Origin of the sequence: Enterobacter sp. Crenshaw, assembly GCF_024734705.1 — a bacterium.
Classification (GTDB): domain Bacteria; phylum Pseudomonadota; class Gammaproteobacteria; order Enterobacterales; family Enterobacteriaceae; genus Enterobacter; species Enterobacter asburiae_B.
In genome coordinates, this window is the sequence record NZ_CP102932.1 from 3,387,842 (window position 1) to 3,402,715 (window position 14,874).

Here is a 14,874-nt window from a genome sequence, read left to right on the forward strand (position 1 = left end):
GGCAAGATTACCATAGGAAACAAAGGTAAGACGCCAAAGGATGGGAACATCCTTTGGCAAGTGAGGGAGTTAGTCGAGCTTAACGCCTAAACGGTGAGCAACCGCTTCGTACGCTTCAATCAGGCCACCCAGGCTCTGACGGAAACGGTCTTTGTCCATTTTATCCAGGGTTTCTTTATCCCACAGGCGGCTACCGTCTGGTGAGAACTCATCGCCCAGCACCACTTCGCCTTTGAACAGACCAAACTCCAGCTTGAAGTCGACGAGGATCAGACCCGCGTCATCAAACAGTTTTTTCAGCACGTCGTTGGCTTTGTAGGTCAGCTCTTTCATGCGCGCCAGGTTCTCCTGGTTCACCCAGCCGAAGGTTTCGCAGTAGGATTCGTTGACCATCGGGTCGTGCATGGCATCGTTTTTCAGGAACAGGTCGAACAGCGGTGGATTCAGTTCGATACCTTCTTCAATGCCCAGACGCTTCACCAGGGAGCCCGCCGCACGGTTACGAATAACGCACTCAACCGGAACCATATCCAGTTTTTTCACCAGACATTCCGTATCGGACAGCAACGCTTCCATCTGGGTCGGGATGCCCGCTTCGGCCAGTTTGGTCATAATGAAGTGGTTGAACTTGTTGTTCACCATGCCTTTACGATCGAACTGCTCAATGCGTGCGCCATCCCCTGCTGACGTATCATTGCGGAACTCGAGCACCAACAGATCCGGGTTTTCCGTGCTGTATACGGTCTTCGCTTTGCCACGATACAACTCAGCTTGCTTCTGCATCTTCATTACTCCTGGTGTGATGATTTGTGTTCAAAACTGGGGATATTATGCCACGCACACGTTTGCGTAGCACTAAAATAAAAAGGGCTGGATTCACCAGCCCTCGTATTTATTTGCTGAATGCTGCCTGGAAGACAGCGACCAGCGCATCGTTCTGCGACTGGGTCAGCGTATGACCTTTTGGATCGATAAACTGCAGACTGCTGCGGTTATCAAGGTCGCCTACCTGAATCTTGTAGTCACCGGAGGCAAGCTGAGGATCTTTCGCGCCCAGTTCCTGCCATGCGCTGTCGGAGAGCGGCTTATACGTTGCCGTCATGCTGCCGGTTGAACGCGTGCTGTCGGTCACTTTCATGCCCACTTTTTCAAGCGTCGCTGGCAGACGCTGCCAGGTCTGGTTAAACGGTGCACGCACCACCAGCATTGGCAGGCCGGTATCATCCGCACCGCTTTGCACATCGAAGGTCGCGCCGTTGCGGCTCTGCGCGGCGTTGGCGGCATCGGTAGCGGTCTTATCCAGACCTGCGGCAATCACGTTCAGCATTTCGGTGCTGTAACGCTGCAGGGACGCGGCATCCGCAACCGGTTTACCCGCCTGCTCCAGGTTCAACAACTTAACGTTAACCGCCTGCTGGTAACCCTGTGGTTTAACGGAGACTTGATAACGACCGCGGTACTGCTGGTCTTCATCCAGGCGGTTCCATTCGATCCAGTCGGTGGTTAACGTCTGGCTGGCGTCATCGCGTTTATCGATGGTGTAGTTCTTCGACTGAATGACGCTGACAACCTGCGGCCACAGCGTGCTACCGCGCGCGCTCTCAACCATCAGAGACGCCGTATCACCGGTGAACTGGGTACGCGCCCCGCTGACCAGCGCCAGAGGCTGTGCTGGCGGACGAATATCAAGCGCTTTACCGACCAGGCCGCTGCCGTTGGTCACGGGAATATTATAATCGCCGTTCTGAATCGGCAGGATCATACCAGCCGGTGCGTGAAGTTCAGCAAGCGGGGTCGCATCCAGATAGGATTCATCACCGCTCACCTGGCGCTTGTAGCGCGAATCTGAACTACAGGCAGCGAGCAGCATAACAAGCGAAACACTCGCAACCTTCGCCAGGCGCGACTTCTGTACTGAATAAGCCATCAAATCTCCCTAAACTCTACAGCAAACCGGCATGCTTCAGCGCCGCCCTGACGATGTCACGACCGTGGTCGGTAATCGGTGTCATTGGCAGACGCAGCGTATCGGTTGCTACAAGCCCCAACTCCTTACATGCCCATTTCACTGGGATCGGATTGGGTTCGACAAATAATTTATTGTGCAGCGGCATCAGACGCTGATTAATGACGCGCGCTTCATCAAAGTGACCGGCTGCGGCCAGTTTGCACATTTCAGCCATATCGCGCGCCGCAACGTTTGACGTTACGGAGATCACGCCATGACCACCGAGCTGCATAAAGTCCAGCGCGGTCGCATCATCACCACTCAACAGGATAAAGTCGTCTGAAACCAGCTCTTTGATCTGATGAACGCGGCTTAAGTTCCCTGTCGCCTCTTTAATACCGATAATATTTTTTACTTCCGAGAGACGACCAACGGTTTCCGGCAGCATATCGCAACCGGTACGGGACGGCACATTATACAGAATTTGTGGCAAGTCAGTATGTTCAGCGATGGCTTTGAAGTGCTGGAACAAACCTTCCTGAGTAGGACGGTTGTAATAAGGGGTCACCGTCAGACAGCCCACGATGCCGCTGTCGTTAAAACGTTTGGTCAGGCTGATAGCTTCTGCGGTTGCATTAGCCCCTGTCCCCGCAATGACCGGAATACGTCCGTCCGCCAGTTCCAGGGTCAGCATCACCACATCGCCGTGCTCGTCGTGGCTCAGCGTTGCGGATTCACCGGTAGTCCCTACCGAAACGATCGCCGAGGTTCCGTTGGCGACATGGTAATCAATGAGCTTCTTCATGCTTGACCGGCAGACATTACCTTTTTCATCCATCGGTGTAACAAGCGCGACAATACTTCCCGTGAACATGAGCCATCCTCTGTGCGAACAAGAGCCTCAATGTTACGTTTGGAACTGTAATAAAAGCAAGCGACCTGAGGCTCGCAGGCGGTTGTATGCATGTTTTTTTTATGCTTTCCTTAGGAAGACTTAACCATGCAAAGGAAGAACAGGTTTGACAACCTCATCACAACATTACCTGGTTATCACTGCGCTGGGTGCCGACAGGCCGGGTATCGTGAACACCATCACCCGTCACGTAAGCAGCTGCGGCTGTAATATCGAAGACAGCCGTCTGGCGATGCTTGGCGAAGAGTTCACATTTATTATGTTGCTTTCCGGGACATGGAACGCCATTACGTTGATTGAATCGACCCTGCCGCTGAAGGGGGCCGAACTGGATTTGCTGATTGTCATGAAGCGCACCACCGCGCGTCCGCGTCCGGCACTGCCTTCTACCGTCTGGGTGCAGGTTGAAGTGCCTGATTCACCGCATCTGATTGAGCGTTTCACCGCGCTTTTTGACAATCATCAGATGAATATTGCCGAACTGGTTTCCCGTACGCAGACAAGCGATGACCAGGGTCTTCCGGTGCTGTTTATTCAAATTACCGCGCACAGCCCTGCCTCACAGGATGCGTCAAATATCGAGCAAGCGTTCAAAGCCCTCTGTACAGAATTAAACGCGCAGGGCAGTATAAGCGTCGTCAATTATTCGCAGCACGAACAGGATGGAGTTGAGTAATGAACCCACTGAAAGCCGGTGACATCGCACCGAAATTTAGCTTACCGGATCAAGACGGCGAGCAAGTAAATTTGACCGACTTCCAGGGACAGCGTGTTCTGGTCTATTTCTACCCGAAAGCCATGACCCCCGGCTGCACCGTACAGGCCTGCGGCTTACGCGACAACATGGACGAGTTGAAAAAAGTCGGTGTGGAAGTGCTGGGTATCAGCACGGATAAACCAGAAAAGCTGTCACGATTTGCTGAAAAAGAGCTGCTGAACTTCACGCTGCTTTCTGATGAAGATCATCAGGTGTGCGAGCAGTTCGGCGTCTGGGGCGAAAAGACGTTTATGGGTAAAACCTACGACGGCATTCACCGCATCAGCTTCCTGATTGACGCTGACGGTAAAGTTGAACATGTGTTTGACGACTTCAAAACCAGCAACCACCACGACGTGGTGTTGAACTGGCTGAAAGCAAGCGCCTGATAAACAGCAAAACGGCAACCCAGGTTGCCGTTTTTAATGTTTTCCCCCTCTCCCCGTGGGAGAGGGTCGGAGTGAGGGCATCAGGCCGCACAAAAACTACTTCTCTTCCACCGCCGGCACATCCGGCCACGCGTGGACCACGGCCTTAATCAGCGTCGCCAGCGGAATCGCAAAGAACACGCCCCAGAATCCCCACAGCCCGCCGAAAATCACCACGGATAAGATAATCACCAGCGGATGCAGGTTCACCGCTTCGGAGAACAGCACCGGTACCAGCAGGTTACCGTCCAGGCCCTGAATAATCAGGTACACCGCAAAGCAACTCCAGAACTCTGTCCCCAGCCCAAACTGGAACAGCGCGACCCCAACAACCGGAATGGTCACCACAAACGCGCCGATATACGGAATCAGGACCGACAGCCCCACCAGCACCGCCAGCAGCAGCGAGTAGTTCAGGCCGAAAATCAGGAAGCCAATCCAGGTGGCGACCCCCACGACAATCATCTCCAGCACCTTGCCGCGAATGTAGTTGGTGATCTGCTGGTTCATCTCTTCCCAGACCTGCCCTGCCAGCCCGCGGTTGCGCGGCAGAATACGGCGCACGGCGTTGAGCATCTGATCTTTATCTTTCACCAGGAAGAAAACCATCAGCGGCACGAGCACAAGGTAAACCGCCAGCGTCAGCAGCCCGACCAGCGAGGCCAGAGAGTACTTCACCACCGAATCACCCATCGTCATGATGCGGGCGCGCATATTTTCGGCCATCGCGTCAATAATCCCGGCATCCATCAGGGCCGGGTAACGGCGCGGCAGCGTGGCGGCAAAATCAGACAGCTTGTTCAACATGCCGGGCATGTCGCGGATCAGGTTAATTCCCTGCTGCCAGGCGACCGGCATTACCACAAAGGCCATTAGCAGCAGGATGCCGACAAACAGCACCAGCACGATGCTGGTCGCCCACCGGCGGGAACAGCCGATGTGTTCCAGGCGCGCCGTCGGCCACTCCAGCAGGTACGCCAGCACAATCGCCACCAGCAGTGGCGCGAGCAGGCCGCTGAAGAAGAACAGAATACCGAACCCGGCAACCAGAATAACCAACAAAGCAATGGCTTCCGGGTCGCTGAACCGACGCCGGTACCACTGCATTAACATTTCGAGCATACAACCCTTCCCTGAATCGAATGGCGGGGGTGAGACGGTGAATTGTATCTAACTGTCACAAAAAAGACTTTCGCTTTTTGTATCCCGATCGCAATCCGCAAAAGCCTGATGAATGGGATTTTCTTCATGCTGTAACACGGCTACACTCGCTGAGCAGCAGAGATGAACGATATGCCGGTTCATCGGTCAAATTAGCACATCCAACATACAGGACAGTGGTTATGTTCAGGCAGTTGAGAAAAACACTGGTTGCAACACTGATTGCCGCGGTGACGGTCGGTCAGGTGTTGCCCGCTTTTGCTGACTCGTCCGATTCATTGCCGGACATGGGCACCACAGCAGGAAGCACGCTCTCTATTGGGCAAGAGATGCAAATGGGGGATTACTATGTTCGCCAGCTGCGCGGCAGCGCCCCGCTGATCAACGACCCTTTGCTGGTACAGTACATTAACGGGCTGGGGATGCGTCTGGTTTCGCACGCCGACTCGGTAAAAACGCCCTTCCATTTCTATTTAATCAATAATGACGAAATCAACGCCTTCGCCTTCTTTGGCGGAAACGTGGTGCTGCATTCGGCATTATTCCGTTATTCCGACAACGAAAGCCAGCTGGCCTCGGTAATGGCGCACGAAATTTCGCACGTCACCCAGCGCCACCTGGCGCGCGCCATGGAAGACCAGAAACGTAACGCCCCCCTCACCTGGGTGGGCGCGCTGGGCTCCATTCTGCTGGCGATGGCCAGCCCGCAGGCCGGGATGGCAGCCCTGACCGGTACGCTGGCGGGAACGCGCCAGGGGATGATCAGCTTTACCCAGCAAAACGAACAGGAAGCGGACCGCATCGGGATTCAGGTGCTGCAGCGTTCGGGCTTTGACCCGCAGGCCATGCCGAGCTTCCTCGAAAAACTGCTCGATCAGGCGCGTTACTCTTCCCGTCCGCCGGAAATCCTGCTGACGCACCCATTACCCGAAAGCCGCCTGTCGGACGCGCGTAACCGTGCTAACCAGATGCGTCCGGTGGTGGTCCAGTCTTCGCAGGATTTCTACATGGCGAAGGTTAGAACCCTGGGGATGTACAATTCCGGGCGTAACCAGCTCACCAGCGACCTGCTGGATACCCTGGCGAAAGGCAACGTGCGTGAGAAAAACGCCGCGCAGTATGGTCAGGCGCTCCAGGCGATGGAAGCCAGCAAATACGACGAGGCGCGCAAAGCGCTGCAACCGCTTCTGGCTGCAGACCCGAACAACCCGTGGTACCTCGATCTGTCGACGGATATCGATCTGGGCCAGAAGAAAACGGCCGATGCGATTAACCGTCTGAAGGGGGCGAAAGACGTCCGTACCAACCCGGTGCTGCAGCTTAACCTGGCGAACGCTTACTTACAGGGCGGTCAGCCTGGCGAAGCGGCGACCATTCTGAACCGCTATACCTTTAACAATAAAGACGATCAAAACGGCTGGGATCTGCTCGCTCAGGCGGAAGCCCAGCTCGTCAACCGCGATCAGGAGCTGGCGGCGCGTGCCGAAGGTTTTGCCCTGGTGGGCCGCCTCGATCAGGCGATTTCCACGCTCAGCAGCGCCAGCGCGCAGGTCAAGCTCGGCAGCCTCCAGCAGGCCCGTTACGACGCGCGTATCGATCAGTTGCGCGGCCTGCAGCAGCGCTTTAAGCCGTACGAGAAGATGTAATAAAGGAGAATTCACGTCATGACAGACGCCGTAAAAATTTATCACAACCCTCGCTGCTCCAAGAGCCGCGATACCCTGAGTCTGCTGAAGTCTAACGGCGTTGAGCCGGAAGTCGTGCTGTACCTCGACACCCCACCTGACGCGCAAACCCTCCGCCAGCTGCTGCACATGCTGGGAATGGGCAGTGCAAGAGAGCTGATGCGTCAGAAAGAAGATCTGTATAAGTCGCTTAACCTGGATGACAGCCGTCTCACCGAGGCTGAGCTGATCCAGGCGATGGTTGAAAATCCAAAGCTGATTGAGCGCCCGATAGTGGTGGCGAACGGCCAGGCGCGCATTGGACGCCCGCCGGAAGACGTGCTCGAGATCCTCTAGTCCTTATGCCGCAGCGCTTCCAGAAAGGCCTGCGGCGTACTCTCTCCCAGCTTTTTCTGCGCTTTTCCCCGGTTGTAAAATTCGCACAGCTGGATCAACAGCTCGCCTGCCGGTTCACTGTTCAGACGTGGGATGATTTCACATAGCGGTAGATCAACCTGAACGGCGCGGTATTGCTGTGGATGCACCGTTACGGTGGTATTACGCTCCTCAAGCTTCACCTCGAAACCAAAAGTCTCAACAGATTGAATATCAGCCGGACAGGCTGCCAGCGCGTCGTTCGTCCAGTGGGCCAGCAGCTGCGGAGAAATGCCCGCGTACAGCCGGGCGTAGCACCAGCCACTCACGGGTTCACGCGCGCAGAGCAGATGCTGTTCCCCGCCATCGTCCATATGCAGCGACAGAGGCTGATGATGTAACAGGAGTTTTTGCGGCACGATACCTGCCTTCAGCGCCTTTTTTCCCTGCAACGTCGCGCCCTTCTGCTTTATCGAAGCCGGTTTGAGATAGCGGTTCAGGGTCGCGCGGGACACGGCGATCCCGAGTTCGCTATTGACCATCTGCAGCAGTTCGTCCAGCGGGGCGCCAGTGATATCCCGCAGGGCATTGACCAGCGCAACCTGCTCCTGTCTCAATGCTTTGTGTATCACTTTTGGCGTCGTGTGATTATCCGAAACCTGCTCGCGGTTGCGCCAGCGCCTGACGGTAGTGACCGAAATACCCAGCTCGGTAGCCAGCTCCCTGTCGCTTTTATCTGACTGCTGTAGATAGCGACGGATGCGCGGCGTCGTGGTGGCATTAGCATGCAGTTTAATTTCCATCGCAGGATCCTTAAAACCAATCTCATGAGATTTATACTACGCCAGCGATTGCTTTGTGACCGATTTCACCTTTCGCTCGCCGCGCTTCACTGATAATCCTAAGACATAACACAAACAACACCCCTCAATCTTGTACGGAGTTCACAATGAACAATGTTCTGGGATTTCTTGAAGCAAAACTGATGCCGCTGGCGGCCAAAACGGCCCAGCAGCGTCATCTCGGGGCCATTCGCGGCGCCTACGTGTCATTCATGCCGTTTATCATCGTCGGCTCTATTCTGCTGGTGATCTCGTCGTTCCCGAATCAAGCCTATCAGCAGTTTATGTCTCAGGCCTTTGGTGAGAGCTGGAGCGCCATTATTGAAATCCCGTTCAACGCGGTCTTCTCCACCATGTCGCTGTTCATCAGCTTCCTGGTTGCCTTCCGCCTGGCGGAACACTACGGTGAAGACCGCATCTCCTGCGGTATCCTGGCGTTGGTCGCCTTTCTCATCCTGACGCCCTTTATCAAAGTGGCGGAAAACGGCGGTATTACCGTCATTCCGGTGGAGTGGATTGGCAGCAAAGGGCTGTTCGTGGCGATGATCGGTTCCCTGCTGTGGACGGAGCTGTTCTGCTGGCTCAAGCGCAAAAAACTGGTGATCAAAATGCCGGACGGCGTGCCTCCGGCGGTGCAGGAGTCGTTCGCCGCGCTGATCCCGGCCCTGCTGGTGATGATTCTGGTACTCGGTATCCGCATCGTGTTTGAAAACACCCACTACAACACCATCCACCAGTTTATTTACGAAGTGGTTGCCACGCCGGTGCGCCACTACGGCACCTCTTACTTTGGCGCGCTGATGACGGTGTTCAGCATCACCATTCTGTGGTCAGTGGGCATTAACTCCGGCTCGATGATCAACGGCATCATTCGCCCGCTGTGGATGGAGAACCAGACCGACAACATCGCCGCGATTCAGGCAGGCACGACGCCGCCGCACATTATCACCGAACAGTTTTTTGACATGATCTGGATGGGCGGCGCGGGGGCCACGCTGTCGCTGGTGATTGCGATGCTGATTTTCGCCCGCAGCAAAAACATGCGTGAAGTGGCGCGCCTCGGCGCCGGGGCATCGGTGTTTAACATCAACGAACCGATCCTGTTTGGCCTGCCGGTGATTATGAACCCGATAATGCTTATCCCGTTCAACCTGGTGCCGCTGGTGCTGGTCACCGTGCAGTATGCGGCGATGAAGATTGGCGCGGTTGCCGTCACCACCGGGGTGTTTATTCCCTGGACGCTGCCGCCGGTTATCAGCGGCTTTATCGTTACCGGACACCTGAGCGGCAGCGTCATGCAGCTTATCAACCTGCTGATTGGCGCCATGCTGTACCTGCCTTTTATGCGTATCGTGGACAAACAGTACCGCGCGGCGGAAATGGCCACCGTTACGCAAACCGACACCACCCTTGCAAAACAGGAGTAAAGCATGTGGGGAATTATCGCGACCTGGAGAATGGCGCTTGAAGGCGTTACGGAGTCTGCGTCTGCGCTGGCTGCGGGTAAACCGGTCTCTGCAGCGGTGGTGGATGCCGTCGCCGCCGTCGAAGACTTTCCGTTTTATAAATCCGTCGGCTACGGCGGGCTGCCCACCGAAAATGGCGAAGTAGAGCTGGACGCCGCCTACATGGACGGCGATACGCTGGCGTTTGGCGCCGTGGGCAACCTGGTGGATATCGCCAATCCGGTGCGGGTGGCGCATGCGTTAAGCCGCCAGCGCTACAACAGCCTGCTGGTCGGCCAGGGCGCGCGGGAATGGGCGCTGAGCCAGGGCTTTGCCGACAAAACCATGCTCACTGACCGCGCCATGCAGCACTACCGCAAACGCTGCCGCGAAACGCTGGATAAGGGCTTAAGCCCTTACGACGGGCATGACACCGTCGGCATTATCGGCCTTGATAAACAGGGGTCAATGAGCGTCGCCACCTCCACCAGCGGCCTGTTCATGAAAAAACGCGGTCGACTCGGGGATTCGCCCATTATTGGTTCCGGCTTTTACTGCGACAGTGAAACCGGCGCGGCCACCGCCACGGGCGTCGGTGAAGATCTGATGAAAGGCTGCACCAGCTACGAAATCGTCCGCCGCATGGCGCAGGGTATGACGCCGCAGCAGGCGGCGGATTCGGTGGTGTTCGAGCTGGAGGACAAGCTGATGTCGCGCTTTGGCCGCGCGGGCGATCTTTCCGTGGTGTGCATGAACAACAGGGGCGAATTTGGTGCCGCCACCAACATCAAAACCTTCTCGTTTGTGGTGGCGACGGCTCGCCAGCCCCTCACCGTTTTTCGCACCGAACGCCTGCGGGAGAAAACGCATTATTACGCCGTAGACGATGAGTGGATGCAGGCCTATGCCGCGCGGATCCGCGCGCCGATTGAGGAGTCATGATGATCACGTATCAGTTTATCACCGCGCTTTCTGACGCGGCTCCGCAAAGCCATTTGATTGCGTCCGCCTCCTGTACGCATTTGCCCGAAACGGCGCTTGTCGCGGAAATGCGCGAGTCTGCCAGCATCGCTGACACCCGCTTTGGCTGCGCCCCGTTTGCCCGGATCACTCTGCTGCCGGATGCCCTCTGGCAGGACAGCCTGACCGAAGGATTGCTGACGGCGCTGCGCCCGCTGCTGGCCTCGCCCGTCAGCCCCGAGCTGATACTGGACGTTACCGATATCGACGATGTGGTGCTGGCGCAGGTGCTGCGTTTTCTCTTTAATCAGGCGCACAGGCTAAGCGACCTGAAGCTGAAGAAAACGGATGAATCGGCGGTGCGCCTTACGCACATCACCGCCCTCTGCCTGCCGGAACAGCAGGCAAAACTGGAGGGTGTCTTCCGCCAGCAGCAGGCCATCGCCCGCGGCATGGTCGCGGCGCGACGTCTGGCGGATATACCGTCCGACCGATGCACGCCGCAGTTTGTGGTGGAAGAGGCGCAAAGGCTCTGTGCCGCCTTCCCCGCCCTGCGCTGCGACGTGCTGAACGAAAAGGCTATTGCTGAGCAGGGTCTGGGGCTGCTGCACGCCGTTGGCAAAGGGGCGACCTGTCCGCCGCGCCTGCTGGCGATCCATTATGACGGCGTCAACGACGGCCCGGTGCGCTGCTATGTGGGAAAAGGCATTACCTTCGATACCGGTGGTCTGTGGCTGAAGGAAGGCGCGGGCATGTACACCATGAAATACGACATGTGCGGTGCGGCTAACGTGCTGGGCCTGATGCAGACCGTGGCAGAGCTGGCGCTGCCCGTGCGCATCATGGGCGTGCTGGCGCTGGCGGAAAACGCCATTGGCCCGGACGCCATGCAGCCCGGAACGGTGGTGACGGCCTGCAACGGCACCACGGTTGAAATCAACAACACCGATGCCGAAGGCCGGCTGGTGCTGGCGGACGCCATCGCCTGGGCCAGCCTTCGTCATCCGCAGGCGCGCTATATTATTGATATGGCGACCTTAACCGGTGCGGTCGTGAAGGCGCTGGGGTATGAGCTGAGCGGGCTGATGACGCAGGATGAACCGCTGCGTGCGGCGCTGACGCTGGCAGGTAAGCAGAGTGGCGATGAAGTATGGTCCCTGCCGCTGGATGCGCGGCTGAAAAAACAGACCGACAGCGCCATTGCCGATCTGTGCAACACGCCGACCAACAATGCGGCAATCAGTGCGTCGGCGGCGTGGCTGCTGCACCACTTTTGCCCGCCGACCATTCCGTGGGCGCATCTGGATATCAGCGGTACGGCGCTGTGGCGAGAGAGCGGAAGGAGCGTGGCATCGGGAAGACCAATTCCACTTTTGGTTGAACACCTGCTGGGGGATGTCTAGTTTTCGTAGGCCGGGTAAGGCGCAGCCGCCACCCGGCACAACTACAGCTTGAGAATATCTTTCACAAACGGAATGGTCAGCTTGCGCTGGGCGGTAATGGAGGCGCGATCGAGCTGATCGAGCGTGTCAAACAGCGTGCGCATTTCGCGATCCAGCCGCTTGAGCAGGAAGCGCCCCACGTCCTCCGGCAGCTCAAACCCGCGCTGCTTTGCGCGTAGCTGTAACGCCTGAAGCTTATCTTCATCCGACAGCGGCTGGAGCTTGTAGATTTGCCCCCAGTCCAGACGAGATGCCAGATCCGGCAGCCCCAGATTCAGCTGGCGAGGCGGACGATCGCCGGTGATCAGCAGCCGGGTTTTGCCCGACTCCAGAATGCGGTTGTAGAGGTTAAAGATCGCCATTTCCCACGGCTCGTCCCCCGCCACGCATTCGATATTATCGATGCAGACCAGCGAGAGATGTTCCATTCCCTCCAGCACCTCAGGCACGAACCAGGTACGTTTATCCAGCGGCACATAGCCTACCGCATCTCCGCGCGCCGAAAGCTCCGCGCAGGCGGCATGCAGCAGATGGCTGCGCCCCGCGCCTTCGCGTGACCAGATATAGATGTATCCGCTGTGATCCTGGCGCAGCACGTTTTGCAGTGCAGCCAGTAAAGAGGGGTTATCACCCGGCCAGAAACTCGCGAAAGTTTCGTCGTCAGGGAGATAGAGTGGCAGAGAGAGCTGTGCCGGTCCGTTCAGAAATACCTCAACCAGAGATCCTACGTAAAATCGGAATGGAGTTTAACACGGAACCTGCAAGGAGAGAACCGGGCGATCCCTCGCCCGACTTTTCGATCAATGTGGTGCTTTTTCGCTGTCGTCCGCGTCCAGAATGTCTTCTTCCGGGCGAATGACCGAGATCAGCTTGAAGATCAGGCTCAGGCCCACGCCGACGATGGTCGCCAGCGCCATGCCCTTCAGCTCGGCCGCACCAATGTGTACCTTCGCGCCGCTCACGCCGATGATCAGGATAACGGAGGTCAGGATCAGGTTTTGCGCCTTGCTGTAATCCACTTTGGATTCAATCAGCACGCGAATACCGGAAGCACCGATCACGCCGTACAGCAGCAGAGAAACGCCTCCCATCACCGGCACAGGAATGATCTGAATCGCTGCCGCCAGTTTACCGACGCAGGAGAGCAGAATGGCGATAATCGCCGCGCCGCCGATAACCCAGGTACTGTAGACGCGGGTGATCGCCATCACGCCGATGTTCTCACCGTAGGTGGTGTTTGGCGTCGAGCCGAAGAAACCGGAGATGATGGTGGAGAAACCGTTCGCAAACATGGAGCGGTGCAGACCCGGGTCGCGGATTAAATCGCGCTTAACGATGTTCGCCGTCACCACCAGGTGGCCGACGTGCTCCGCAATCACCACCAGCGCCGCAGGCAGAATGGTGAAAATAGCAAACCATTCAAAGCGTGGCGTATAGAAGGTTGGCAGCGCAAACCAGTGGGCCTGAGCGATCGGGGTGGTGTCCACCACGCCCATCGCGAAGGAGAGCGCATAGCCCGCCAGCACGCCGATCAGGATAGGGATAATCGCCATGAAGCCGCGGAACAGCACGGAGCCAAACACCGTCACGCCCAGCGTTACCAGCGAGATGATAATGGTTTTGGAATCCGGTGACTGGCCGTCAGCAGGCAGCAGACCGGCCATATTCGCCGCGACGCCCGCCAGCTCAAGACCGATGACCGCAACGATGGCGCCCATCGCCGCAGGCGGGAACATCACGTCCAGCCAGCCGGTACCGGCTTTCTTCACAATGAAGGACACCACGCAGAACAGGACGCCACACATGATAAAGCCGCCCAGCGCGACTTCATAACCCAGCGGCAGCAGCAGCAACACCGGCGAGATAAAGGCGAAGCTCGACCCGAGATACGCCGGAATTTTGCCTTTACAGATAAAGAGGTACAGCAGCGTACCGATGCCGTTGAACAGCAGCACGGTGGCCGGGTTAATGTGGAACAGGATTGGCACCAGCACGGTTGCGCCAAACATGGCGAACAGGTGCTGCAAACTAAGCGGGATAGTCTGTAAAAGCGGCGGTCTTTCACTCACCCCGATAGCACGGCGCGTCATAGTGTTTTCCTCTGTGTAGTATTGTTGGTGTTTTATTCAAAAAAAAGCCGACTATCAAAGTCGGCTTATTTATCGTTATTCGATTATTTCGTACCAAAGATCTTATCGCCGGCATCGCCGAGCCCCGGGATGATGTACCCGTGCTCGTTCAGGCCCTGGTCGATAGAGGCGGTATACAGCTCAACGTCCGGGTGCGCTTTTTCCAGCGCCGCGATCCCTTCCGGAGCGGCAACCAGTACCAGCACCTTAATGCTGTTACAGCCCGCGTTTTTCAGCAGGTCGATGGTGGCGATCATTGAGCCACCGGTCGCGAGCATTGGGTCAACCACCAGCGCCATACGCTCGTCGATGTTAGAGACCAGCTTCTGGAAGTAAGGAACCGGCTCAAGGGTTTCTTCGTTACGGTAGATCCCGACCACGCTGATACGCGCGCTTGGCACGTGCTCCAGCACGCCTTCCATCATGCCGAGACCGGCACGCAGAATTGGCACCACGGTAATTTTCTTACCTTTGATCTGCTCAACCTGCACCGGGCCGTTCCAGCCTTCGATGGTGACTTTTTCTGTTTCCAGATCAGAGGTCGCTTCGTAGGTCAGCAGGCTGCCGACTTCAGATGCCAGTTCGCGAAAACGCTTCGTGCTGATGTCATGCTCACGCATCAGGCCCAACTTGTGTTTAACGAGTGGGTGTTTCACTTCCACAATCTTCATTCTCTTTCTCCTCTGAGGTGGCGTCCGCAAAAAAATCGCGGGATTATACCGCTTTTTTCGGATTAGGCCATACCCATGTTGCTTGACGTATATCAAGCAAAGTGATTTAGAGACAAAAAAACCGGAGGCGAGACTCCGG

The 14,874-nt window shown here is 56.8% G+C and carries 15 protein-coding genes; 7 read left to right on the forward strand and 8 right to left on the reverse strand.

Features of this window, described 5'->3' with window-relative positions; translation table 11 throughout:
• Positions 1–69: 69 nt before the first annotated feature.
• The 3 genes from purC to dapA form a co-directional block, all read right to left on the reverse strand.
• Positions 70–783, reverse strand: a complete 714-nt coding sequence (purC, locus tag NWV12_RS16105; protein ID WP_032659350.1) for a phosphoribosylaminoimidazolesuccinocarboxamide synthase — start codon at positions 781–783, stop codon at positions 70–72.
• A gap of 109 nt (positions 784–892) precedes the next feature.
• The gene (gene bamC / locus NWV12_RS16110; RefSeq protein WP_033146169.1) at positions 893–1,927 is read right to left on the reverse strand and encodes an outer membrane protein assembly factor BamC; all 1,035 of its coding nucleotides are present in this window, start codon (positions 1,925–1,927) and stop codon (positions 893–895) included.
• 16 nt (positions 1,928–1,943) lie between these two features.
• Positions 1,944–2,822, reverse strand: a complete 879-nt coding sequence (dapA, locus tag NWV12_RS16115; RefSeq protein ID WP_033146170.1) for a 4-hydroxy-tetrahydrodipicolinate synthase — start codon at positions 2,820–2,822, stop codon at positions 1,944–1,946.
• 145 nt (positions 2,823–2,967) lie between these two features.
• Between dapA and NWV12_RS16120 the strand changes: the two genes are divergently transcribed.
• Entirely contained in the window at positions 2,968–3,537 is a 570-nt protein-coding gene (locus tag NWV12_RS16120; protein ID WP_045888584.1) for a glycine cleavage system transcriptional repressor, read from the forward strand.
• Positions 3,537–4,007, forward strand: coding sequence for a thioredoxin-dependent thiol peroxidase (bcp, locus tag NWV12_RS16125; protein WP_032659360.1), 471 nt, complete (start codon positions 3,537–3,539; stop codon positions 4,005–4,007). The genes NWV12_RS16120 and bcp overlap by 1 nt, the downstream gene beginning before the upstream one ends.
• 96 nt (positions 4,008–4,103) lie before the next feature.
• Here bcp and NWV12_RS16130 read toward each other — a convergent pair whose 3' ends face one another.
• The gene (locus NWV12_RS16130; protein ID WP_033146172.1) at positions 4,104–5,168 is read right to left on the reverse strand and encodes an AI-2E family transporter; all 1,065 of its coding nucleotides are present in this window, start codon (positions 5,166–5,168) and stop codon (positions 4,104–4,106) included.
• A 221-nt stretch (positions 5,169–5,389) separates the two neighbouring features.
• Between NWV12_RS16130 and bepA the strand changes: the two genes are divergently transcribed.
• Positions 5,390–6,853 (forward strand): beta-barrel assembly-enhancing protease, encoded by a 1,464-nt coding sequence (gene bepA, locus NWV12_RS16135; protein WP_048978866.1) that lies wholly within the window; start codon positions 5,390–5,392, stop codon positions 6,851–6,853.
• 18 nt (positions 6,854–6,871) lie between these two features.
• Positions 6,872–7,228, forward strand: a complete 357-nt coding sequence (arsC, locus tag NWV12_RS16140; protein WP_023308762.1) for an arsenate reductase (glutaredoxin) — start codon at positions 6,872–6,874, stop codon at positions 7,226–7,228.
• On the opposite strand, the gene NWV12_RS16145 is transcribed toward arsC, so the two are convergent.
• Complete coding sequence (locus NWV12_RS16145; protein WP_048978865.1) at positions 7,225–8,049, reverse strand: helix-turn-helix domain-containing protein; 825 nt, start codon at positions 8,047–8,049, stop codon at positions 7,225–7,227. The genes arsC and NWV12_RS16145 overlap by 4 nt on opposite strands.
• A 146-nt stretch (positions 8,050–8,195) precedes the next feature.
• Between NWV12_RS16145 and celB the strand changes: the two genes are divergently transcribed.
• The 3 genes from celB to NWV12_RS16160 are packed head-to-tail and all read left to right on the forward strand — an operon-like array spanning position 8,196 to position 11,896.
• Positions 8,196–9,515, forward strand: coding sequence for a PTS cellobiose transporter subunit IIC (gene celB / locus NWV12_RS16150; protein ID WP_024907562.1), 1,320 nt, complete (start codon positions 8,196–8,198; stop codon positions 9,513–9,515).
• 3 nt (positions 9,516–9,518) lie between these two features.
• Complete coding sequence (locus tag NWV12_RS16155) at positions 9,519–10,475, forward strand: N(4)-(beta-N-acetylglucosaminyl)-L-asparaginase (RefSeq protein WP_039263716.1); 957 nt, start codon at positions 9,519–9,521, stop codon at positions 10,473–10,475.
• On the forward strand, positions 10,475–11,896 hold the full coding sequence (locus NWV12_RS16160) for a M17 family metallopeptidase (protein ID WP_048978864.1): 1,422 nt from the start codon (positions 10,475–10,477) through the stop codon (positions 11,894–11,896). Before NWV12_RS16155 ends, NWV12_RS16160 begins: the two co-directional genes overlap by 1 nt.
• A 41-nt stretch (positions 11,897–11,937) precedes the next feature.
• Here NWV12_RS16160 and NWV12_RS16165 read toward each other — a convergent pair whose 3' ends face one another.
• The 3 genes from NWV12_RS16165 to upp form a co-directional block, all read right to left on the reverse strand.
• A complete protein-coding gene (locus NWV12_RS16165) occupies positions 11,938–12,639 on the reverse strand; it encodes a DnaA inactivator Hda (RefSeq protein ID WP_211438414.1) in 702 nt (233 codons plus the stop codon).
• Positions 12,640–12,735: 96 nt separating this feature from the next.
• On the reverse strand, positions 12,736–14,025 hold the full coding sequence (gene uraA / locus NWV12_RS16170) for a uracil permease (protein WP_048978863.1): 1,290 nt from the start codon (positions 14,023–14,025) through the stop codon (positions 12,736–12,738).
• 83 nt (positions 14,026–14,108) lie between these two features.
• A complete protein-coding gene (gene upp, locus NWV12_RS16175) occupies positions 14,109–14,735 on the reverse strand; it encodes a uracil phosphoribosyltransferase (RefSeq protein ID WP_023308769.1) in 627 nt (208 codons plus the stop codon).
• Positions 14,736–14,874: the final 139 nt, after the last annotated feature.

Bases quoted from the DNA above. Each gene is read 5' to 3' on its own strand.
- purC (WP_032659350.1), bottom strand. From the start codon at position 783: ATGCAGAAGCAAGCTGAGTTGTATCGTGGCAAAGCGAAGACCGTATAC.
- bamC (WP_033146169.1), bottom strand. From the start codon at position 1,927: ATGGCTTATTCAGTACAGAAGTCGCGCCTGGCGAAGGTTGCGAGTGTT.
- dapA (WP_033146170.1), bottom strand. From the start codon at position 2,822: ATGTTCACGGGAAGTATTGTCGCGCTTGTTACACCGATGGATGAAAAA.
- bcp (WP_032659360.1), top strand. From the start codon at position 3,537: ATGAACCCACTGAAAGCCGGTGACATCGCACCGAAATTTAGCTTACCG.
- NWV12_RS16130 (WP_033146172.1), bottom strand. From the start codon at position 5,168: ATGCTCGAAATGTTAATGCAGTGGTACCGGCGTCGGTTCAGCGACCCG.
- bepA (WP_048978866.1), top strand. From the start codon at position 5,390: ATGTTCAGGCAGTTGAGAAAAACACTGGTTGCAACACTGATTGCCGCG.
- arsC (WP_023308762.1), top strand. From the start codon at position 6,872: ATGACAGACGCCGTAAAAATTTATCACAACCCTCGCTGCTCCAAGAGC.
- NWV12_RS16145 (WP_048978865.1), bottom strand. From the start codon at position 8,049: ATGGAAATTAAACTGCATGCTAATGCCACCACGACGCCGCGCATCCGT.
- celB (WP_024907562.1), top strand. From the start codon at position 8,196: ATGAACAATGTTCTGGGATTTCTTGAAGCAAAACTGATGCCGCTGGCG.
- NWV12_RS16155 (WP_039263716.1), top strand. From the start codon at position 9,519: ATGTGGGGAATTATCGCGACCTGGAGAATGGCGCTTGAAGGCGTTACG.
- NWV12_RS16160 (WP_048978864.1), top strand. From the start codon at position 10,475: ATGATCACGTATCAGTTTATCACCGCGCTTTCTGACGCGGCTCCGCAA.
- uraA (WP_048978863.1), bottom strand. From the start codon at position 14,025: ATGACGCGCCGTGCTATCGGGGTGAGTGAAAGACCGCCGCTTTTACAG.
- upp (WP_023308769.1), bottom strand. From the start codon at position 14,735: ATGAAGATTGTGGAAGTGAAACACCCACTCGTTAAACACAAGTTGGGC.